The sequence below is a fragment of the Bradyrhizobium sp. CCGB01 genome (genome assembly GCF_024199795.1).
In the GTDB taxonomy this organism is placed as follows: Bacteria; Pseudomonadota; Alphaproteobacteria; order Rhizobiales; family Xanthobacteraceae; genus Bradyrhizobium.
The window spans coordinates 5456604-5476433 of the sequence record NZ_JANADK010000001.1 but is presented as its reverse complement, the minus strand read 5'-3'; the positions used below and the strand labels follow the sequence as shown (position 1 = coordinate 5476433).

Genomic DNA, 19830 nt, shown 5'->3' with positions numbered 1-19830 from the left:
CTCAGATCAGGAAGTGATCCTGCATCCACTGCATTCCGGCGGCATTGGCCTTGGTGACGACCGGGCCGTCGGTGACGACGTTCTTGGGAATGCCCTGTCCGCTCTTCTCGCCGCCGACCACGGCGGATACGCCCGCGATGATCGCGCCGCCATGGATGCGGCAGGACGGATTGCGCACGGTCGCGAACATGCGGCCTTCGCTCACCGCCTGGATCGCCGGCGGCATCGCATCCACACCGCCGATCAGGATGTTGGTGCGGTTACGTGCCTTCATGATGTTGGCGGCGGCGAGCGCCATGTCGTCATTGTGGAAGAACGCCGCGTCGATCTGCGGATACTTCGTCAGATAGGTTTCCCAGAGCCGCGCGGTCTTGGAGACGTCCCAGTCGGCCGGCTGGGTGTCGAGCACCTCGATGTTGGGGAATTGCTTGACGACCGTGTTGAAGCCTTTCGCCCGGCCTTGCGCCCCGGTATGGCCGAGCGCGCCTTGCGTCATGATGATCTTGCCCTTGCCGCCCATGGCGTTGCACAGCGCCTGCGTCACCGAGGCGCCCATGAACTCGTTGTCGGGCGCGAGGAAAGAGTGGACGTTGATCTGGTCGAGCGGCGCAATCAGCGTGTCCATGTCGATCACGGGCGTGCCGGCGTCGATCATCTTCTGCACCGGCTGGGTGAGGGTGCCGATGCCGAAGGCCTGGATCGCGACGAAGTCCCACTTTTGCGAGGCCATGTTGTCGATCGCGGCGCGCTGCTTCACCGCGTCGAGCTGGCCATCGAACCAGGTGACCTCGACGTTGAACAGCTTGCCCCAGAATTCGGCGGCCTGCTTGCCCTGCGCGCACCAGGTGGCCTGGAGGCCCGCGTTGGAGAATGCCGCCTTCAGCGGCTTCTCGGATCGTCCGACTTCGGCTGCCAATGCGGGGCTTATGCCCATGCTGCCGAAGAGGGCAGTCGCGGCGCCGGCGGTCGCTGCCGCCTGAAGAAGATCGCGCCTCGTCGTCGAGAAATCTTTCGTCCCGGACATCGCTCGCTCCCATATATTTTTCGTCGGCGCGTCATTGCTTGCGCAACCGATGTCCGAAAGTCTCTCACAAGAGTTGTTGCCACTCAATCTGCAATCAGTCGCGGGATCGCCGCAGCCCGCGTTGGTGCAGCGCAAAGCGTCAGGCCGGGATGGCGGCGAAGGCGCCGATCTCGACCAGCAGTTGATCCCAGGCCTGCGCAATGTCCGGCGACCAGTCATCGCCGAGCAGGTCGCGCAGCGTATCCCGGATCACGGAGAAGAAGGCGATGAACAGCTCGCGCGGCGTGCCGTAGCCATCGTGCGAGGCGACCTCGCAGGCGATCAGCCTGAAATGCCCACGACGCTCCCCGGCGAAGTCGAGGATTGCCTCGATCGTCAGCGCAAGCATCGATCCCTTCACGAGCTCGCTGCCCTGCGACCGGAACATCGTCTGCGCTTCCGGATGCTGCTCGAACAGGCGTTGATAGACGAGCGGCGTGAGATCAGCGCAGCGCGCGGCCGCAAGTTCGAAGCTGTTTTCGATCGGATTGGAGGAAGCATTCATCGGCGCTTCAGCCATGCGGGCAAAAAAAGAGCGGGGCCCTGGCCCCGCTCGAAAATTGTGTCGACCCTATTATCCCCGATTCTAAGATTTGCTCTTGATTGACGGGGCGACGCTGCGTTTTGCGCGCCAGGGGCTCCTCCCGAGACTTGGACCACCAGACTTCGACCTCGCGGTCAGGCCTGAGCAAGAGGGATGCTAGATCAACTTTTCTCACTTGTCATCATTTTCGGCAACGAATGTTCAAAATTCGAGCAATTGACGAAATGTTCGGGCTCCCGACCTTGTAAGCATATGACAAATATAAGAAATCTGTGGATGGGGCAGGGTTGCCAAGCTGCCTCAAATGCCGGACTTCACCCACGGCGCGGCGGCCGGACCACAGATTTCGAGAAATTTGCGCTGGACCAAGAAGGCGGCGGAACTGACCTCGACTCAGGTCCCGGCGAGGTGTTTAGTTGGCGCACGAACGAACGGTTCGGTGAATGCGCGCACGGCTGCAAAAATTCTTACCTCTGGTCCTGCTCGCCCTGGCGATGCAGGTGCTGGCGCCGATCGCCGCCTGTCTGGCGGCCGGCCAGGCCGTGGCCGATCCGTTGTCGGCCGGCGTCATCTGCCACAGCGCGAGCGAGCAGGGCGGCCTGAACGACCGGACCGGCACGCCGACGGCGCATGGTGGCGCCTGCGCACTCTGCTGTCTGGCGCAGGCGGGGGCATCGCTCGATTCGCCGCCGCACGTTGCGCTCGCCGTTCCCTTCCGCCACGCCGAGCGCGTGGTCTGGCACGCGGCGGACGTATCCGCCGTCGCGATCCATAAGGGCACAAGCGCCCAGGCACGCGCACCGCCTCAAATTTCCTGACGACCCTCAGTGTCGCCGCGGTCCGCCCGCTGGCGATTGATGATGTCGAATGGCCGGAGAGAAAGCCGGCGTCAGGAATGCCTCATGTTACGTTGTCATGCCCGCCGTGGCGTGAGCGTCGTTGCCGTTCAGGCCGCGCTGCTTGCGTCGTCGAGCGGAGCCTTTGCCCAAGCCAGCAATACCGAGCTTCCCGCGGTGACCGTCGAGGCGCCGCAGGCCGCCCGTGCCAAACCTGTGACCCGGTCTCTGCGCCAGCGATCCGCTTCGGCGGGCCGCGCGGCAAGGCCCGTTACGCCGGGCACAAGTGTCGGTGCGCCGACCCAGAACACGACCGAGACGGCGAGTGCAGCGCGAGCCGGCTTGAATCAGGCGCCTGCCGGCCAGACCGAGACGACGATCAATCGCAGCCAGTTCGATAATCGTCCCGCGTTCTCGGTCAGCGACGTCCTGCGAGACAGTCCGGGCATCTCAGTCAAGCAGGGGAACGGCCCGCGCGATTTCGGCATCTCGATTCGCGGATCCAACGCGAGGAACGGCTTCGGCATCCGCAACCTCGTGATCTTCGACGACGGTTTTCCGGTGACGCAGCCGGACGGCCTGTCGCGGAGCGACCTGATCGATCCCCGCGCTTACGGCGCCATCGACGTGGTCCGAGGACCGTCGTCGGCGCTCTACGGCAACTACGCGACCGGCGGCGCGCTCAATTTCCGGACACGGCCGGGCGGCACGATCGATGGCGTCGAATATGGCGTCGACGGTGGCAGCTATGGCTACCTCAACAACTACCTCGCCGCCGGCAAGAAGGTCGGCAATTTCGAAGGCTCGCTGTTTGCAAGCGATGCGCGGGGCGACGGCTATATCGGCAATAGCTGGTTCAATACGCAGACCGTCAACTTCCTGGGCACACTCAAGGCGACGCCGGACGACCGCTTCACGGTCAAGATCATCAACAACGATCTCAGCACGCGGCTGCCGATCCGGCAGTCGCTGAACCAGTACTATCAGAACCCGTTCCAGCAGGGCTGTGCGACCGGCGTCTCGGCCGCGGCCGGATGCGGCACGGTCACGCTGTTCAACAACGGCTTCAATGCAACCGCCGGAACCGACAAGGAGACGGCCGTGCAGGCCGGGCTTGGTCGCAACGACCGCCGCACCATCGTCGGCGGCCGGTGGGAGCACGATTTCGACAACACCACCACCTGGCGCAACCAGTTCGTGTTCGACGACCGGAATATCAGCCAGCCGACCGGCACGACCAGCGCGATCGGAGATTTTCCTTCGTACAATTTCATGAGCGACGTCACCAGGCGCGGCGAGATTCTCGGGCTGGAGTCGACGACGTTTTTCGGCGCGTTCTACAATACCCTGACGGCCTCGAGCGATACGCGGAACGTGATGCCGGGAGGCAACGCGACGCTCGGCAGGCTCACGAACAACCTCTATAGCGAGACGTCCAACTACGGCGTCCGCGCGCGGGAGGAACTGAGGCTGACACCATCGTTGCTCGGCGTTGTCGGCATCGGCTGGGAGCAGACCGTCCTGAAGGGACTAAACACGGCCTATAGCTACTCCGGTCCGACGGGCGTCCTGGATCCCTTGAAGATCACGGCCGCGGACAGGCAATTCCAGAATACGGCGCCCGAGCTGGCCTTGCTTTATACGGTCAACAGCGAATGGTTGCTCCGGGGCAGGGTTGCCACGGGGTACGGTACGCCGCAGGTTTCAAATCTATTCGTGTTGGCGAACGGGCAGTCGGGCAACAATACACAGCTCCAGGCGCAGAAAAATCTGGGCTACGATCTCGGCTTCGACTGGACACCGAACAACACACTCAAGGTCAGCGCGACCGGCTTCTACGAGTTCTTCCGCGACGAACTCGTATCGCAGGCAACGCCTGCCAATTCACCCAACACGAGCTATACGTTCAATGCGCCGCGCTCGGAGCACCGAGGTGTCGAGCTTGCGGCCGACTGGAAGTTCTATCCGGGCTGGCGGTTCATGGCGGCGTACACCTATCTCGACGAGGTCTACACCGAATATGTCGAGAACATCACCAATGGCGCGGTGTTCAGCTTCAACCGGGCCGGCAACAAGATCCCCGGCATCTCACCCAACGAGCTGACGGCCCGCATCGGCTACGACGAGTTCGCCGGGCCGCTGGCGGGCCTCGGAGGCTTTGTCGAGGTTCAGTGGAAGGACTCCTTCTACATGGACAACGCAAACCTGCTGAAAGCGCCGGGCTATGAGCTGGTCAATGTGAACGTCCACTACGCGACCGATCTGGTGTCCGACACGTTCAGATCCCTGAATCTGTTCCTCGAAGTCAGGAACGTGTTCGATCGTACCTACGTTGCGTCAGCCAACAACATCGCCAACACAGTGACGGCGGCAGGCCTTCAAAATCCTGCGAGCGTCCTCGCAAACACGACCGGCTCGATCTATGCGGGCTCGCCGCGCTTGTTCGTTGCGGGTATGAAAGTGGCGTTCAGATGATCCGGGCTCGCGAAGGGAACAGGGCTATGGTCCGAAGCGGCTTGCTCGGGATCGTCGCTCTTGCGTTCTTGCAAGGTGCGGCGCTTGCGCAGATGCACGGTCAGCATGCGTCGGAGGCGGCCTGTGACGAGCCGAAGCTGCGCTGCGCGACCAAGGTGACGCCCGCATTCGGCCCGGACGGAACGCTGTGGCTGGTCTGGATGGCGGGAGGGCAGGTCTCCGTTGCGAGTTCGCCAGATGCAGGGCGTAGTTTCTCGGCCCCCACCCAGGTTACGACGAAGCGGCTGAACCTTGATTGGGGGCCGGATGCCCGGCCGAAGATCGTGGTCGATCGCAAAGGAGACATCGCGCTCGCATTCTCGATCTTCAGGGACGAGGCCTTCAACGGCCAGGTGCTGTACACGCGATCCGACGACGGCGGAAAGAGTTTTGCGGAGCTGAAACCGATGACCGCAAACAACGAGAGCCAGCGTTTCGAGGCGCTGGCGCTCGATCAGGACGGAACGGTCTTCGCGGCCTGGCTGGACAAGCGCAATCGCGTCCCCGCGAAGGAGGCGGGGCGGAAGTACGAAGGGGCAGGGCTATTCTTTGCCTCGTCACGCGATGGCGGTGCCACCTACGCCGAGGCCGGTCTCGCGCGCGACAATACCTGCGAATGCTGCCGGCTGGGGTTGACCTTCGCGGCACCCGGGCGGCCGGCCGTGATCTTCAGGAACATTTTTGACGGCGGTGTGCGCGATCATGCGGTGATGACGTTTACCGACGTCGCGACGCCCGGCGAGCTCCATCGGGTCAGCAATGACGACTGGCAGATCAATGCCTGCCCGCATCACGGGCCGAGCCTCACCGTTGCGCCGAACGGGACCTATCACGTCGCCTGGTATACGAACGGGAAGGCGCGGAAGGGATTGTTCTATGCCCATTCGCGCGACGAAGGCCGCACGTTCTCCGCGCCCATGCCGCTTGGAGCGCCGGGGCGCAACCCGACGCGTCCTTACGTGCTTGCAGGCCTTTCCGGAACTGTGATGGTCTGGAAGGAGTTCGACGGCGAGAAGACCTCGGTCCAGATGACGATCTCCCGCGACGACGGCGAGACCTGGTCGCCGCCGAAGACGATATCGAGCACGACCGACACCTCCGACCACCCGTTGCTGGTCTCCAACGGCCGACAGACCTATCTGTCATGGATGACGAAAGCGGATGGCTATCGGCTCACGGTAATCGAGGACCAGCCATGAAACGTCGATTTGCAGGCATTCTGGGCCTGACCATCCTGATCGCGTCGGCATCTGTGCTTGAGGCGGGGCCGGCGCTGAAGCCATTCGAACGCGGCACCTGGCAGAGCGTGCTTAAGGGCCACGCCGGTCGCCCGACGCTCGTGCACTTCTGGGGCGTGACCTGCGGGCCGTGCAAGGTCGAGCTGCCGGAGCTCGGGCAGTTTGCAAAGGATCATCCCGGGATCGACGTCGTCACGATCAGCGCCGATCTCGTGCCGAACCTGCCGGCCGCGACGCAATCGATGCTCGACAAGGCGGGACTATCGTCGACCGAGAACTTCATCTTCAGCGACGGCTTTGTCGAGCGTCTGCGGTTCGAGATCGATCCTGCCTGGCAGGGTGACATTCCCCGGACCATGCTCATCTCCCGGGATGGGACCATCACCACGATCGAAGGTTCGGCCGAAATGGCTGACCTTGAAAAGTGGTCGGGCCAACAGCTCGCCACACACTAAAATTCAATCTGCAAACGGGAAGACCGATATGAAGACGATGTTGAAAGATGTGATGTTCGCGGCGTTCGCTCTGGCGCTTTGCGCAGCGCCAGCGGTGGCCGACGATGTCAAGGCCGGCGATCTCGTCATCTCGCAGGCGTGGAGCCGGGCAACGCCGGGCGGCGCCAAGGTCGCGGGCGGTTATCTCACCATCGAGAACAAGGGGACGACGGCCGACAGGCTGGTCAGCGTGTCCGCCGATATCGCCGGGAAGGCCGAGGTACACGAGATGGCGATGGACAACGGCGTGATGAAGATGCGCCCGCTCGACAAGGGGCTCATCATCGATCCCGGCAAGACGGTGAAGCTCGCACCTGGCGGCAATCACCTGATGCTGCAGGAGCTGAAGGGCCCGTTCAAGCAGGGCGACAAGGTGCCGGTGACGCTTCAGTTCGAGAAGGCCGGCAAGGTCGCGGTCTCCCTCGACGTGCAGGGCGTCGGCGCGCAGGCGCCCGGCGACGGCGGACACATGATGAAGAAAATGCCTGATCATTCGGGAATGAAGATGTGATGAAACAGATCAAGTCTCCCATGACCTCGCGTCGAAATTTTGCGAGCCTTGCGTTCGCGATGACTGCGTTGCTGTCGGTTGCCGCCACACCGCTTGCGGCGGCGACGGACGACGACAGCTTCTTCACCCACCTGCACACCGAGAAGGCGATGGCCAATGTCACGGTCTCGCCGGGGCGCGCCGGCCCGGTCGAGATCGCCATCCAGCTCGAAACGACGGACGAGACGCCGCTCACGGCCAAAGCCGTATCGGTGACGCTCGTGGATACGCAGTCCGGCAGGAAGCTTGCGCCGGTCGAGGCTTCGCGCGACGGCGAGGACGGCTGGCATGTTAAGGTCGCACAATTGACGCCCGGCCGCTGGATGCTGGGTCTCGGCATTTCGATCTCCGAGGCCGATCATGTCAGCATTGAATCGCCGATCCTGATCAAATGACGATGTCGAAGGGGCCGAACATGTTGACGCGATCCTGCCTGATCCTGACGGCCGCACTCGCCGCATCGCCCGCGGCGGCGCATATCACGCTCGAGACCAAGCAGGCGGCGGTCGGTTCCTCCTACAAGGCCGTCTTCGCCGTGCCGCACGGTTGCAAGGGCTCGCCCACGGTGAAGATCCGCGTGCAGATTCCGGAAGGCGTGATCGCGGTGAAGCCGATGCCTAAGGCGGGCTGGAGCGTCGATGTGGTCGAAGGCAAATATGCCAATGAGTATGATTACCACGGCAACAAGCTCACCTCCGGCGTCAAGGAGGTGGCCTGGTCCGGCGGCAAGCTGCCGGATCACAATTACGACGAGTTCGTCATCAGCAGCTTTCTCACGGGTGGCCTGAAGCCGAACACGACCCTGTATTTCCCGGTCGTCCAGGAATGCGAGACCGGCGTCAGCCGCTGGATCGAGATTCCGGCGGAGGGGGCAGGGCATTCGCACGAAGGCAACTCGCCGGCGCCGGGCGTGAAGCTGCTGCCAAAGCCCTGATGCGCCTGCTGGCCGCGCTCGCGACGCTGCTTTTTGTGGTCGGCTTCGCGACCGGCGCTTCGGCGCACGCGGCGCTCGTCTCGGTCGAGCCGGCCAGCGGCAGCATGCTTGCGGCGGCGCCGAAGGCGGTGGAGCTGCGCTTCAACGAGGCGGTGACGCCGGGCGCGATCCGGCTGATCGACGGCACGGGCAGGGCGCGGGACGATGCGCGCGTCAGCGCATCCGGTGAGACCATTTCGGTCGCGATGCCTGCGGACCTGCCGCAAGGCACTGCGGTCGTCAGCTATCGCGTGATCTCGCAGGACGGCCATCCGGTCGCGGGATCGGTGATCTTCTCGATCGGCATGCCGACGGGAACGCAACCTCCCGCCAATGCGAACGGCGGATTGAATGCGCTGATCTGGCTGGCTCGGATCGGCCTCTATCTCGGGCTGTTTGTCGGCGTCGGCGGCGTGTTCTTTGCGCGCTGGGTTGCGTGGTCGATGGCCGGCATGACTGTGCCGCGCGTGGCGCTCGCGATCGGCCTTCCGAGCGCGGTTGCCTCGCTTGGTGCGCTGGGCCTCGACCTTCTGGGATTGCCAATGGCGGCCCTCATGACGGCCGCTCCCTGGAAGGTCGCATTCGCGACCAGTGCCGGTCCTGCGCTGCTGGTTGCCGTCGCTGCGATGCTGCTCGCGGTGATGGCGCTGCACAGCGCATGGTATGCGCGCGCTCTTGCGATCTTGGCCTTCGTCGGCGTCGGACTGTCGCTCGCCATGACAGGGCACGCCGCCACCGCACCGCCCGAGGCCCTGACGCGGCCTGCGATTTTTCTCCACGGCCTCGGCGTTGCCTTCTGGATCGGAGCCCTGGCGCCGCTCGTGGCGCTGGTGTCGAAGCCGACGGCAGCGACACTACCGGTCGTGAACCGCTTTTCCCGTATTGCCGCGCTGGCGGTCGGTGTGCTGGCCTTGACGGGTCTTGGCCTCGCCATCGTCCAACTCGAAAAGCCGTCCGCGCTGGTCGAGACGCGTTATGGCCTCATCCTCTCGGTCAAGCTTGGATTGGTGACTGTGCTGCTGGCGCTTGCCGCGCTCAATCGGTTCCGGCTGACGCCAAGCTTGGCGCGGGACAAGAACGCAGCGTCCGCGCTCAAGCCCTCGATCCTGTTCGAATGCGCTATCGCGATCGCCATTTTCGCCGTCGTGGCCGGCTGGCGCTTCACGCCGCCGCCGCGGACCATCGTTCCGGAGACGCCCTTGGCGATTCACATCCACTCCGACAAGGCGATGTTCCAGGTTCTGGTGTCCCCCGGGAAGGCGGGCGTCGACGATTTCGTGCTCCAGCTCATGACCGGCGATGCGACTCCGCTGGTGGCCAAGGAAGTGACGCTGACCCTGAGCCTGCCCGAGCGCGGCATCGAGCCGATGGAGCGAGGCGCCTCGCTCGGGCCGGACGGTTACTGGCATGTGCGCAAGGTCGAGCTTCCGTTTGCGGGACGGTGGCATGTGCGGATCGAGGCGCTGGTGACCGATTTCGAGAAGGTGACGCTGGAGGACGAGCTGGAAGTGGCGCCGCCTTAAAGCGCGCCACTTGCCGCTCAAGCTGAACCTGAAGTCGACGGAAAAATGACAGGAATTCCGCTGCGTTAGCGGCTTTTCCTCATTCCCGGTCTTGTGTTTTCGCTCTCAATCCGCTTTCACTGCAGGCAATCACTGATTCCCAGAGTATTGCCATGCGGTTGTCACGGTTCTTTCTGCCCATCCTGAAGGAAAATCCGAAAGAGGCGGAGATCGTCTCGCATCGGCTGATGCTGCGCGCCGGCATGATCCGGCAGGAGGCGGCCGGCATCTATGCCTGGCTGCCGCTCGGCTTCCGCGTGCTGAAGAAGATCGAGCAGATCGTGCGCGAGGAGCAGGACCGCTCCGGCGCGCTGGAACTCCTGATGCCGACGCTCCAGCTTGCCGACCTCTGGCGCGAAAGCGGCCGCTACGACGCCTACGGCCCGGAAATGCTGCGTATCGCCGACCGTCACAAGCGCGAACTGCTGTACGGGCCGACCAACGAGGAAATGATCACCGAGATCTTCCGCGCCTACGTCAAGTCCTACAAGAACCTGCCGCTGAATCTCTATCATATTCAATGGAAATTCCGCGACGAGCAGCGTCCGCGTTTCGGCGTGATGCGCGGCCGCGAGTTCCTGATGAAGGACGCCTATTCCTTCGATCTCAACGAGGCCGCCGCGCGCGTTGCCTACAACAAGATGTTCGTGGCGTATTTGCGCACCTTCGCGCGGATGGGGCTGAAGGCGATCCCGATGCGCGCCGAGACCGGCCCGATCGGCGGCGATCTCAGCCACGAGTTCATCGTGCTGGCGGAGACCGGCGAATCCGGCGTGTTCATCAATCGCGACGTGCTCGACCTGCCGGTGCCGGGCGAGGACGTCGACTATGACGGCGACCTGACCCCGATCATCAAGCAGTGGACCTCGGTCTACGCGGCGACTGAAGACGTACACGATGCCGCGCGCTTCGAGCAGGAAGTGCCCGCGGACAAGCGGGTCAACACCCGCGGCATCGAGGTCGGGCAGATCTTCTATTTCGGCACGAAATATTCCGACGCGATGAAGGCCCTCGTGGCCGGTCCCGACGGCGTCGACGTGCCGATCCACGGCGGCTCCTACGGCGTCGGCGTCTCGCGCCTTCTCGGTGCGATCATCGAGGCCTGCCATGACGATGCCGGCATCAAATGGCCCGAAGCGGTGGCCCCGTTCCGCGTCTCGATCCTCAACCTCAAGCAGGGCGATGCCGCGGTCGATGCAGCCTGCGAGAAGCTCTATGCGGAGCTCACGGCCAAGGGCGTCGACGTGCTCTACGACGACACCGACCAGCGCGCCGGCGCCAAGTTCGCCGCCGCCGACCTGATCGGCATCCCCTGGCAGATCATGATCGGGCCGAAGGGGCTGGCCGACGGCAAGGTCGAGATCAAGCGCCGAAGTGACGGCTCCCGCGAGACCATGTCGCCTGCCGACGCGGTCGCCCGGCTGGTCGGCTGAATATTGTTCATCGCCCGATATCGCGGCCGCCAATCCGGCCACAATTGACCCCGAATCATGGGATTATCGAGCGATGGATGAGACCATGACCGAAACCGTTCCAACCCGGCCTTTTGCACCATTCGAGTGGATGTTGTCGGCGCGCTACCTGCGGGCGCGCCGCAAGGAAGGATTCATCTCGGTCATCGCCGGGTTCTCCTTTCTCGGCATCATGCTGGGCGTGGCGACGCTGATCATCGTCATGGCCGTCATGAACGGCTTCCGGAAAGAGCTGCTCGACAAGATTTTGGGCCTCAACGGCCACATCCTGGTGCAGCCGCTGGAATCGCCGCTGACCGACTGGAAGGACGTCGCCGACCGTCTCAGCCAGGTCCAGGGCATCCGGCTCGCCGCGCCCGTCGTGGATGGCCAGGCGCTGGCGTCCTCGCCGTGGAACGCCTCGGGCGTGCTGGTCCGCGGCATCCGCTCCGACGACCTCAACAACCTCACCTCGATCGCCAAGAACATCAAGCAGGGCTCGCTGGAGGGCTTTGACGACGGGCAGGGCGTCGCGATCGGCCGGCGTCTCGCCGACCAGCTCTCGCTGCATGCCGGCGACAGCGTGACGCTGGTGGCGCCGAAGGGCGCGGTCACGCCGATGGGCACCACGCCGCGCATCAAGCCTTACAAGATCGTGGCGGTGTTCGAGATCGGCATGTCCGAATACGATCTCGGCTTCGTGTTCATGCCGCTGGCGGAGGCGCAGGCCTATTTCAACCGCAGCAACGACGTCACCTCGATCGAGGTGTTCACCACCAATCCCGACAAGATCGACGCCTTCCGCAAGGCGGTGACGGAGGCGGCGGGGCGGCCGGTGTTCCTGGTCGACTGGCGGCAGCGCAACTCGACCTTCTTCAACGCGCTCCAGGTCGAGCGCAACGTGATGTTCCTGATCCTGACCATGATCGTGCTGGTCGCCGCGCTCAACATCGTCTCCGGCCTGATCATGCTGGTGAAGGACAAGGGCAGCGACATCGCGATCCTGCGCACGATGGGCGCCTCGCAGGGCTCGATCATGCGGGTCTTCCTGATCACGGGCGCCTCGATCGGCGTGGTCGGCACGCTGGTCGGCTTCTTCGTCGGCCTCGTGATCTGCCTCAACATCGAGTCCATCCGGCAGTTCCTGTCGTGGCTGACCAGCACCGAGCTGTTCTCGCCGGAGCTCTACTTCCTGTCGAAACTGCCCGCCGAGATCGACGTCGGCGAGACCACGGCGGTCGTCATCATGGCGCTGACGCTGTCGTTCCTTGCGACGCTGTACCCGTCGTGGCGCGCCGCGCGGCTCGATCCCGTCGAAGCGCTGCGGTACGAGTGAGGGGCTGATGGAGCAGCAGCAGGGGGCGGAAGATGTACCGGTCATTTATCTCCACGAGATAAAGCGGCAGTACTTGCAGGGCGAGGTGCCGCTGACGATCCTCGATAACGCCAAGCTCGCGCTGTGGGCGGGCCAGTCGGTCGCGCTGGTGGCGCCGTCGGGCTCGGGCAAGTCGACGCTGCTACACATCGCGGGGCTTCTGGAAGCGCCCGATTCCGGCGAGGTCTACGTCAATGGCGCGCCCACCTCGCAGCTGCCGGATATCGAGCGCACCCAGCTCCGCCGCACCGATATCGGCTTCGTCTACCAGTCGCACCGGCTGCTGCCGGAGTTCACTGCGCTCGAGAACGTCATGATGCCGCAGATGATCCGCGGCCTGAAGAAATCCGAGAGCGTCAAGCGCGCCAAGGAGATCCTCGGCTATCTCGGCCTCGGCGACCGCATCACCCATCGCCCGGCCGAGCTGTCGGGCGGCGAGCAGCAGCGCGTCGCCATCGCCCGGGCCGTGGCCAACGCGCCGCGCGTGCTGTTCGCGGACGAGCCGACCGGCAACCTCGATCCGCACACCGCCGATCACGTGTTCCAGGCCCTGATGCAGCTGGTCAAGGCGACCAAGGTCTCCATGCTGATCGCGACCCACAACATGGAGCTCGCCGGCCGCATGGACCGGCGCGTGTCGCTGTCGAACGGCCAGGTCGTCGAGCTCGAATAACAAAACTGCGAAAACAACCCCATGCACAGTAGACGGCGCTGGCCGGCTGCGATCGGGGTGACGTCTCCCAGCGCTTTGATATCCGGGGCAAAGCCGCCGCGACGGCGCATCGCCGCGGCGGGCTGGCCGATTACGGCCTGATCACCGTCAATTTGAACGGTCCGCCATTGGCCGCGGCGTGGTCCACCGCCGCGTTGGCGTGATCGAGGTCGAAGGCCGTCGTCTCGTACTCGTCGAGCCGCAACAGCCCGGATCGCACCAGGGCGATCAGGCGGCTGGCCGCATCCGGCGGATACATCCAGACGCCGTGGATGCTGATGCAGTTGCGCATGATCCAGGGGTAGGGCAATTCGAGGTCCGCGCCGCCTGCCATGCCGACGCCGCCCATCAGCACCACGCGGCCGTAGGCGCGCACCGTCATGATCGCCGCGCGCACCACGTTCGTGCTCACCGAGGGCGGCATGATGTCGAACACGCAGTCGATCGGCCCCGGTGCAGCGCGCTTCATGCGTTCGCAGTCGTCGCTCTCGTTGCCGGTGAGTTTTACGGGCTTTACCCGATTGCCGAAGCGGCGGACGAGGTCGGCCAGGATTTTCTCGTTGCGGCCGGGCGCGACCACGCAGGCCGCGCCCATCGCGAGCGCCACTGACACGGCTGCGCTGCCAAAATTGCCGGTGGCTCCGCTCACCAGCACGGTCTCACCCGGTTGCAGGTTGGCGGCGAGGAAGCCGCCATAGGGCACCAGCAGCGTCCCCAGCGCGCACCATTGCGTGGCTTCCTCGGACGTGATCGCACCGAGGCGCTTGACGTTCTCCGTCGGCACCCGCATCTGCTCGGCGAACGAGCCGCCGCGAAAATGCTTTTGCAGGCGCATGCCGCCAGGACCGGCGGCGGTCAGTCCTTGCAGGGCGATGTCGGGCGCAACGGCATCGTCGCGCGACCGCACCGTCGGATCGCAGAACACCCAGTCCCCGACCGCGAGCCTGGTTGCGTCCGGACCGATGGCGCGCACCCGGCCGATGCCGCCCGGGCCCGGGATGATCGGCAGGTCGAGCGCATAGTTGCGCATCCCGCTGAAGACCTCGTTCATGTAGGAGAGGACGCGCGTGGCGACGACGTCGACGACGACCTCGCCGGTGCCGAGCACCGGGTCCGGGGCATTCTCGATCACAAGCGGCGATCCAAAGGATTTGAGTACGGCAGCTTTCATGGCTTCGTCTTTCTTCTTGCACCTCAAAGTCGGGTGAAGGGCATATGCGCCGCCTTGGAAGGGCCAGGAAGGCCTGGTATTATCCTAGTATTCCGGAAGCCCTCCATGCGGGAGCGAGATCATGGCCGACCCACGCCGCGTCGAATTCGGCGACTTCCTCCGTTCCCGCCGCGAAAAGCTGACGCCGAAGACGGTCGGGCTTCCCGCAGGCAGCCGGCGCCGCACCGCAGGGCTCCGCCGCGAGGAGGTCGCGCAGCTCGCCGGCATCGGCGTCGACTGGTACATCCGCCTCGAGCAGGGCCGCACCGTCAGCCCGTCGGTCACCACCGTCGATGCGCTGGCCCGCGCGCTGCGGCTCAGCAAGACCGAGCACGCGCATCTCAAGGCGCTGGCGCGCGACGGCGACAAGCGCACGTTCACGCGCGAGATCGTGCCGCCGCCGATCCTGCGGCTGATCGAGAGCCTGCCGCATCCGGCCTACATCACGGGGCGGCGCTGGGACGTGCTGGCCTGGAACGAAGCCGCCGAGCAGGTTTTTGCGTTCGGGCGGCTGCCGGAGGCGGATCGCAACACGATGCTGCTGATGATGACCAACAAGCAGACGCGAAAGGCCTATGGCGCGGGCTGGGCGGACGTCGCCAAGCGCATGGTCGCGATGTTCCGTGCCACCCACGACGTCTGGGCCGGCGACCCCGCCTTCGCGGAGTTGCTGGCGCGGCTGCGGCAGGGCAGTCCGGAATTCGTCAAATGGTGGGAGGCCCACGAGATCCGGGGCACTTGGTCAGGCCTGAAGACCATGTCGCATCCGACCCTCGGCGTGCTGCATTTCGAGCACACGAGCTTCCAGGCTAATGACGACCCCGCGCTGAAGCTGGTGATTTATACGCCGGTGTAGGGTGACCAAGCTCACAGAGTGATCGCCTGCCTTTCAGCAGGCTCTCCCTACGCTGCGACCTCAAGGGACTGCAGCGAAGAACCCGTCCTCAAGGCTGCATTCCCTGGCCGTTGGCGGCCTTCACCGCGTCCTGCGTCGTCCGCTCGCGCGGGCAAATGCGGAAACCCTTCAACACCATCCGCAACGCGTGCCAATGGATGCCCGCGATGACTTTCAACGTCAGCAACGGATGGCCCGCAAAGGCCTTGAGCAAGGCTCTATCGGTTAATTCGTGACGCGTTCCCGACAGCGATGCCGCGATGACGGTTCTGTCGTTCTGTTTGCCGTGAATGGAAACCCCGACCTGTAGGCCCGGGGGCCGGACGCGAAATCCATATGACATGTCCATGCCGAGAAACGGCGAGACGTAAAACTCCTTGGGGCAATGTTGCTCGATGAACTCCGTCGCAGCACCATGGACCGGCATCACATAGCTGTGTCGCTCGCCGAAGGTGTTGTGAACCTCATAGATGATGGCTTCCAGCGAGCCGTCGATCCTCAAGCAAAAATAGACGCTCAATGGATTGAAGCCGTAGCCGAGGATGCGTGGCATGCAGAGCAGCTTGATCGCGATCTGATCTGTTTGGCATCCGGCTCGCCGCAGCAGAGTCTGAGCCTGAGTCAGAAGCGGAACGCCGCTGCCGTCGCCATGGTCAGCGTCGAAAAAGCTGGCGAGGTTGAATCGGTTGCGTGAAAAGAACTTGAAGCGTTTCGAGAGGTCGTCGACGTCGTTCAGATCGAGTAACATCCAGAATACCCGGTAGCGCAGTTGATGCGTCCGGGGCGCGAAGCGGCGGTGAACCACCCGGCCAGTGTAGAGACACGAAGAGAGCGTCATGCGGCAAGTCGTCCGGTCTGATGACGGATCGTATCGTCGATGTAGATGCGGCCGGACTCGTTTTCCACCTGCCATGGCCGCCTGAGACCTCCGAGCGTCTCGGCGACGGCGAGCCCCGACTGCAGGCCGTCTTCATGAAAGCCGGCTCCGAAATACGAGCCGCAGAACCACGTGCGATCCTGGCCTTGCAGCGACCACAAGCGGCGCTGTGCGCTCATGGCCGCGGCGTCGAAGATCGGGTGGTCGTAATATTCCTCGTGCAGGACCTGTTTTGGCTCGGCCGAGGGATTGAGCGTCACGAACAAATTCTGCGTCGTCGGGAGGTGCTGAAGGGCATTCATCCAGTAGCTCACGGTCGGGTTTTCAGCGGCGCCTCTGCCTCCGATGTAGTTCCAGCTCGCCCATGCCGCCTTGCGCTGCGGCATCAGCATGGGGTCGCTGTGGAGAACGGCGCGGTTTTGGCTGTAGCGGAATGCCCCAAGCAGACTTCGCTCGTGTGCGGTGGGGGCTTCCAGCAACGCAAGCGCCTGGTCGGCATGCGCCGCGATCACCACGTCGTCGAAATGGTCCGAATGGCCGCCGCAATCCCTGACCTCGACGCCATCCTGCACGCGCCGGATGGCCGTGACACCGCAGGCAACACGGACGGTGTCCCTGAAACGATGAGTCAGTGCTTTGACGTAAGTCCGGCTGCCGCCGATGACCGTCCGCCATTGCGGTCGGTTGCGCAGGCGCAGCAGCCCGTGATTGTCGTGAAAGCGAATGAACGAGGCTGCCGGATATTGCAGCATCAGGCTGGGCGAGGCCGACCAGATCGCTGCGGCCATCGGCAGCAGATGGTCACTGCGAAAGACCTCGCCGTAATAGCCGGCGTCGAGATATTGCTCGAGGGAGGAGAGATCGTCGAGGGACGACAGGTCCCGCGGCGCTTCGCGATAGAAACGCCAGAGATCGCCGAGCATCGACCAGAAGCGTGGGCGGAAAACATTGCTGCGCTGGGCAAACAACCCGTTCAGGCTGCTCCCTGAATATTCCAGCTCGCCTTCTTCGAGGGAAACCGCGAACGACATGTCGGAGGCGTGCGTCGGGATACCGAGACGGGCGAACAGCGCGGTGAGATTGGGATAGGTTTTCTCGTTGTAGACGATGAACCCGGTGTCGACCGGAACGACCCCATCGGGGGTCCTGACCTCGACGGTATTGGAATGGCCGCCGAGCCGCCGGTGGCGTTCATAGACCGTTACGTCGTGTCGCTGGCTCAGGAGCCATGCCGCAGACATCCCGGAGATACCGGTTCCAATGACGGCAATCCGCTTCCGTGGCCCGTTCTCGCCCTGCATCCGTCCCCGTCCTCGTGGCTATGGTCGATCCACTTTGCGTTCCAGGGCAGATACGGACGAGAAATGGATTTGGATCACGTCCGGGGCGCGGTGATCCAAAGCCGAGGCGGGAGCGTATCGTTGTGTATGCAAATCACCGGTACAGCAGCTAGGCTAGGGTACGGCAGGTGTCGGCCGGGACCAGGAGAGAGACGGCGACGATGGGACAGTCGGCCGGAAGTCATCATGCGTCACGAGGCTGAGTCCATTACGCCGCAAAAAGCCGCCAACCTCGTTCGCGCAATTGCGACGCGCCGTGACCGCGAGGCATTCAAGGACCTGTTCAGCTTCTACGCGCCCCGTATCAAGTCTATGCTGATGAGGGGCGGGGCGGCGGACGAGATCGCCGAGGATCTGGCGCAGGAGACGCTGATCGCTGTCTGGCGGAAGGCCGACAGCTACGACCCGGGCCGGGCGACCGTGTCCGCCTGGATCTTCACCATCGCCCGAAACCTTCGCATCGACCGGTTTCGGAAGGATCAACGCGCGCGGCTGCATCAGGTGTACGAGCTGATGCTCCCGGCCGAGGCTGATCCGCCCGACATGCCGCTTGAGACCGTCGAACGCGAAAGCCGGGTGCGGGCGGCGCTGGAGGGCCTGCCGGAAGAGCAGGTCCGGGTGGTGGAGCTGTCCTTTTTTGAAGGCATCGCTCATGGCGATATCGCCAGCAAGCTCGGCATTCCTCTTGGCACGGTGAAATCCCGGCTGCGGCTGGCCATGGCGCGCTTGCGCGACTTCCTAGGTGAGAACTCATGACGATTACGCATCACCCCGGAGAGGAGACGCTGGCTGCCTTCGCGGCGGGCACCCTTGACGAGCCGCGCAGCGTCGTGGTGGCCGCCCATGTCGCCCTGTGCCCCCGTTGCCGGGCGACAGTCGCAGCGTTCGAGCAGTTCGGTGGCTCGTTGGTCGAGCGAGCGGCGCCGGCGCCCTCGCGCGTCGGCGCGCTGGACGAGGCTCTTGCGCGGCTGGACGAGGCCACACCGCCGGCGCCGGTCCTCCGCGACGCGGCACCGGATTGTCCGGACGTGCTTGCTCCTTACGAGGTCGGGCGCTGGCGATGGATCGGCCCAGGTGTCCACTGGAGAAAGGTCGAGGTTCCCGAGAGCGAGGGCACGCGCGTCTTCATGTTGAAAGCTGCGCCAGGATCCTCACTGCCCCACCACGGCCATTCCGGGGTCGAGTGGACCTGCGTGCTCCAGGGCGCGTTCCGCCACGATCTCGGACGCTATGGCCCCGGCGATTTCGACGAGGCCGACAGCACCGTCGATCACACGCCGTCTGTCGAAGAAGGAGATGTTTGCATCTGCCTGGTGGCCATGCAGGGCAATCTCGAGCTGCGCGGCTGGCTCGGAAAGCTGCTGCAGCCTTTCGTTCGGTTGTGACGCAATGACTGTTTCGGCATTCATTCTCGGCCTCGCATGCCTTTCGGCGGCGCTCTCCGTCATCATGGCCATCGCCTGGCTGGTGTGGCGCGCCTCGAGGAATTCGGGGTGGGTCGATACGATATGGACATTCGGGCTTGGCTTCGTCGGCCTCGCTGGTGCGGTGACGACAAGGCCGATGGATTTCCAAGGTGCCCTCATTGCGGCGATGGCAGCGATCTGGTCGCTTCGGCTGGGGCTGCACATTGCGAGCCGCACCCGCGGCATCACTGATGATCCGCGCTATGCCAGGTTGGTCCGGGACTGGGGAGAGGATGCAACACGCCAGATGTTCTGGTTGTTGCAGAAGCAGGCCATCGTGAGTATTCCGCTGGCCCTTTCGATGTGGCTGGCGGCGAACGGTTCGGCACCGCCAGTGCAAACCGTGACCGCAATCCTGATCTTTGGCGTGGCTGTTGTTGGTGAGGGGATCGCAGACGAGCAGCTCCGGCGGTTTCGTCATGATCCGGCCAACAAGGGCAAGATCTGCGACGTCGGGCTGTGGAGGGCGTCGCGTCATCCCAATTATTTCTTCGAGTGGCTCGGCTGGCTCGCCTATCCCGTCCTGGCCATCGACCTCGGAGGACACGACCTCTGGGGTTGGTTCGCGCTCCTTGCGCCGCTCTGCATGTATTGGCTGCTCGTCCATGTCTCCGGCGTTCCGCCGCTGGAGGAGCACATGCTGGCTGATCGCGGCGACGCGTTTCGCAGATATCAGATGAAGACGAACGTCTTCTTTCCCGGTCCGCCGAAGACGTCCGCGGGAGGCTAG

20 protein-coding genes are annotated in these 19830 nt (G+C 64.1%); 15 read left to right on the top strand and 5 right to left on the bottom strand.

What is annotated here, in order from left to right; translation table 11 throughout:
* Window position 1: 1 nt before the first annotated feature.
* The gene (locus tag NLM25_RS25285; RefSeq protein ID WP_254138805.1) at window positions 2-1024 is read right to left on the bottom strand and encodes a sugar ABC transporter substrate-binding protein; all 1023 of its coding nucleotides are present in this window, start codon (window positions 1022-1024) and stop codon (window positions 2-4) included.
* A gap of 139 nt (window positions 1025-1163) precedes the next feature.
* A complete protein-coding gene (locus NLM25_RS25280) occupies window positions 1164-1568 on the bottom strand; it encodes a globin (protein ID WP_254138804.1) in 405 nt (134 codons plus the stop codon).
* 482 nt (window positions 1569-2050) lie between these two features.
* On the opposite strand from NLM25_RS25280, the gene NLM25_RS25275 reads away from it, so the two are divergent.
* The 11 genes from NLM25_RS25275 (at window position 2051) to NLM25_RS25225 (ending at window position 13273) form a co-directional block, all read left to right on the top strand.
* Window positions 2051-2425 (top strand): DUF2946 domain-containing protein, encoded by a 375-nt coding sequence (locus NLM25_RS25275; RefSeq protein ID WP_254138803.1) that lies wholly within the window; start codon window positions 2051-2053, stop codon window positions 2423-2425.
* Between the two features lie 84 nt (window positions 2426-2509).
* On the top strand, window positions 2510-4918 hold the full coding sequence (locus NLM25_RS25270) for a TonB-dependent receptor (protein ID WP_254138802.1): 2409 nt from the start codon (window positions 2510-2512) through the stop codon (window positions 4916-4918).
* A gap of 26 nt (window positions 4919-4944) precedes the next feature.
* Window positions 4945-6156 carry a sialidase family protein gene (locus tag NLM25_RS25265; RefSeq protein WP_254138801.1) on the top strand — a complete coding sequence of 404 codons (1212 nt, stop codon included), beginning with the start codon at window positions 4945-4947 and terminating at the stop codon, window positions 6154-6156.
* A complete protein-coding gene (locus NLM25_RS25260; RefSeq protein WP_254138800.1) occupies window positions 6153-6650 on the top strand; it encodes a TlpA disulfide reductase family protein in 498 nt (165 codons plus the stop codon). Before NLM25_RS25265 ends, NLM25_RS25260 begins: the two co-directional genes overlap by 4 nt.
* 28 nt (window positions 6651-6678) lie before the next feature.
* On the top strand, window positions 6679-7200 hold the full coding sequence (locus NLM25_RS25255) for a copper chaperone PCu(A)C (RefSeq protein ID WP_254138799.1): 522 nt from the start codon (window positions 6679-6681) through the stop codon (window positions 7198-7200).
* A 20-nt stretch (window positions 7201-7220) separates the two neighbouring features.
* On the top strand, window positions 7221-7634 hold the full coding sequence (locus NLM25_RS25250; RefSeq protein WP_254138798.1) for a hypothetical protein: 414 nt from the start codon (window positions 7221-7223) through the stop codon (window positions 7632-7634).
* 20 nt (window positions 7635-7654) lie between these two features.
* Entirely contained in the window at window positions 7655-8173 is a 519-nt protein-coding gene (locus tag NLM25_RS25245; protein ID WP_254138797.1) for a YcnI family protein, read from the top strand.
* Complete coding sequence (locus NLM25_RS25240) at window positions 8173-9735, top strand: CopD family protein (protein ID WP_254138796.1); 1563 nt, start codon at window positions 8173-8175, stop codon at window positions 9733-9735. The genes NLM25_RS25245 and NLM25_RS25240 overlap by 1 nt, the downstream gene beginning before the upstream one ends.
* A 152-nt stretch (window positions 9736-9887) precedes the next feature.
* The gene (proS, locus tag NLM25_RS25235) at window positions 9888-11207 is read left to right on the top strand and encodes a proline--tRNA ligase (protein ID WP_254138795.1); all 1320 of its coding nucleotides are present in this window, start codon (window positions 9888-9890) and stop codon (window positions 11205-11207) included.
* A gap of 73 nt (window positions 11208-11280) precedes the next feature.
* Window positions 11281-12561 (top strand): lipoprotein-releasing ABC transporter permease subunit, encoded by a 1281-nt coding sequence (locus NLM25_RS25230; protein WP_254120005.1) that lies wholly within the window; start codon window positions 11281-11283, stop codon window positions 12559-12561.
* Window positions 12562-12568: 7 nt separating this feature from the next.
* On the top strand, window positions 12569-13273 hold the full coding sequence (locus tag NLM25_RS25225; RefSeq protein WP_254120004.1) for an ABC transporter ATP-binding protein: 705 nt from the start codon (window positions 12569-12571) through the stop codon (window positions 13271-13273).
* Window positions 13274-13403: 130 nt separating this feature from the next.
* On the opposite strand, the gene NLM25_RS25220 is transcribed toward NLM25_RS25225, so the two are convergent.
* Window positions 13404-14483 carry a zinc-binding alcohol dehydrogenase family protein gene (locus NLM25_RS25220; protein ID WP_254138794.1) on the bottom strand — a complete coding sequence of 360 codons (1080 nt, stop codon included), beginning with the start codon at window positions 14481-14483 and terminating at the stop codon, window positions 13404-13406.
* A 121-nt stretch (window positions 14484-14604) separates the two neighbouring features.
* On the opposite strand from NLM25_RS25220, the gene NLM25_RS25215 reads away from it, so the two are divergent.
* On the top strand, window positions 14605-15378 hold the full coding sequence (locus tag NLM25_RS25215; RefSeq protein WP_254138793.1) for a helix-turn-helix transcriptional regulator: 774 nt from the start codon (window positions 14605-14607) through the stop codon (window positions 15376-15378).
* Window positions 15379-15466: 88 nt separating this feature from the next.
* Here NLM25_RS25215 and NLM25_RS25210 read toward each other — a convergent pair whose 3' ends face one another.
* Together NLM25_RS25210 and NLM25_RS25205 are read right to left on the bottom strand one after the other, a co-directional pair.
* Window positions 15467-16255 carry a DUF1365 domain-containing protein gene (locus NLM25_RS25210; protein WP_254138792.1) on the bottom strand — a complete coding sequence of 263 codons (789 nt, stop codon included), beginning with the start codon at window positions 16253-16255 and terminating at the stop codon, window positions 15467-15469.
* On the bottom strand, window positions 16252-17595 hold the full coding sequence (locus tag NLM25_RS25205) for an NAD(P)/FAD-dependent oxidoreductase (protein WP_254138791.1): 1344 nt from the start codon (window positions 17593-17595) through the stop codon (window positions 16252-16254). The genes NLM25_RS25210 and NLM25_RS25205 overlap by 4 nt, the downstream gene beginning before the upstream one ends.
* Before the next feature lie 225 nt (window positions 17596-17820).
* Here NLM25_RS25205 and NLM25_RS25200 point away from each other — a divergent pair, with 225 nt between their 5' ends.
* From NLM25_RS25200 to NLM25_RS25190, 3 genes are read left to right on the top strand one after another with little or no spacing between them, the layout of a single operon-like run.
* Window positions 17821-18390 carry a sigma-70 family RNA polymerase sigma factor gene (locus NLM25_RS25200; protein ID WP_254138790.1) on the top strand — a complete coding sequence of 190 codons (570 nt, stop codon included), beginning with the start codon at window positions 17821-17823 and terminating at the stop codon, window positions 18388-18390.
* On the top strand, window positions 18387-19019 hold the full coding sequence (locus NLM25_RS25195; protein ID WP_254138789.1) for a ChrR family anti-sigma-E factor: 633 nt from the start codon (window positions 18387-18389) through the stop codon (window positions 19017-19019). Before NLM25_RS25200 ends, NLM25_RS25195 begins: the two co-directional genes overlap by 4 nt.
* Window positions 19020-19023: 4 nt before the next feature.
* A complete protein-coding gene (locus NLM25_RS25190) occupies window positions 19024-19830 on the top strand; it encodes a DUF1295 domain-containing protein (protein WP_254138788.1) in 807 nt (268 codons plus the stop codon).

Bases quoted from the DNA above. Each gene is read 5' to 3' on its own strand.
- NLM25_RS25285 (WP_254138805.1), bottom strand. From the start codon at position 1,024: ATGTCCGGGACGAAAGATTTCTCGACGACGAGGCGCGATCTTCTTCAG.
- NLM25_RS25280 (WP_254138804.1), bottom strand. From the start codon at position 1,568: ATGAATGCTTCCTCCAATCCGATCGAAAACAGCTTCGAACTTGCGGCC.
- NLM25_RS25275 (WP_254138803.1), top strand. From the start codon at position 2,051: ATGCGCGCACGGCTGCAAAAATTCTTACCTCTGGTCCTGCTCGCCCTG.
- NLM25_RS25270 (WP_254138802.1), top strand. From the start codon at position 2,510: ATGTTACGTTGTCATGCCCGCCGTGGCGTGAGCGTCGTTGCCGTTCAG.
- NLM25_RS25265 (WP_254138801.1), top strand. From the start codon at position 4,945: ATGGTCCGAAGCGGCTTGCTCGGGATCGTCGCTCTTGCGTTCTTGCAA.
- NLM25_RS25260 (WP_254138800.1), top strand. From the start codon at position 6,153: ATGAAACGTCGATTTGCAGGCATTCTGGGCCTGACCATCCTGATCGCG.
- NLM25_RS25255 (WP_254138799.1), top strand. From the start codon at position 6,679: ATGAAGACGATGTTGAAAGATGTGATGTTCGCGGCGTTCGCTCTGGCG.
- NLM25_RS25250 (WP_254138798.1), top strand. From the start codon at position 7,221: ATGACCTCGCGTCGAAATTTTGCGAGCCTTGCGTTCGCGATGACTGCG.
- NLM25_RS25245 (WP_254138797.1), top strand. From the start codon at position 7,655: ATGTTGACGCGATCCTGCCTGATCCTGACGGCCGCACTCGCCGCATCG.
- NLM25_RS25240 (WP_254138796.1), top strand. From the start codon at position 8,173: ATGCGCCTGCTGGCCGCGCTCGCGACGCTGCTTTTTGTGGTCGGCTTC.
- proS (WP_254138795.1), top strand. From the start codon at position 9,888: ATGCGGTTGTCACGGTTCTTTCTGCCCATCCTGAAGGAAAATCCGAAA.
- NLM25_RS25230 (WP_254120005.1), top strand. From the start codon at position 11,281: ATGGATGAGACCATGACCGAAACCGTTCCAACCCGGCCTTTTGCACCA.
- NLM25_RS25225 (WP_254120004.1), top strand. From the start codon at position 12,569: ATGGAGCAGCAGCAGGGGGCGGAAGATGTACCGGTCATTTATCTCCAC.
- NLM25_RS25220 (WP_254138794.1), bottom strand. From the start codon at position 14,483: ATGAAAGCTGCCGTACTCAAATCCTTTGGATCGCCGCTTGTGATCGAG.
- NLM25_RS25215 (WP_254138793.1), top strand. From the start codon at position 14,605: ATGGCCGACCCACGCCGCGTCGAATTCGGCGACTTCCTCCGTTCCCGC.
- NLM25_RS25210 (WP_254138792.1), bottom strand. From the start codon at position 16,255: ATGACGCTCTCTTCGTGTCTCTACACTGGCCGGGTGGTTCACCGCCGC.
- NLM25_RS25205 (WP_254138791.1), bottom strand. From the start codon at position 17,595: ATGCAGGGCGAGAACGGGCCACGGAAGCGGATTGCCGTCATTGGAACC.
- NLM25_RS25200 (WP_254138790.1), top strand. From the start codon at position 17,821: ATGCGTCACGAGGCTGAGTCCATTACGCCGCAAAAAGCCGCCAACCTC.
- NLM25_RS25195 (WP_254138789.1), top strand. From the start codon at position 18,387: ATGACGATTACGCATCACCCCGGAGAGGAGACGCTGGCTGCCTTCGCG.
- NLM25_RS25190 (WP_254138788.1), top strand. From the start codon at position 19,024: ATGACTGTTTCGGCATTCATTCTCGGCCTCGCATGCCTTTCGGCGGCG.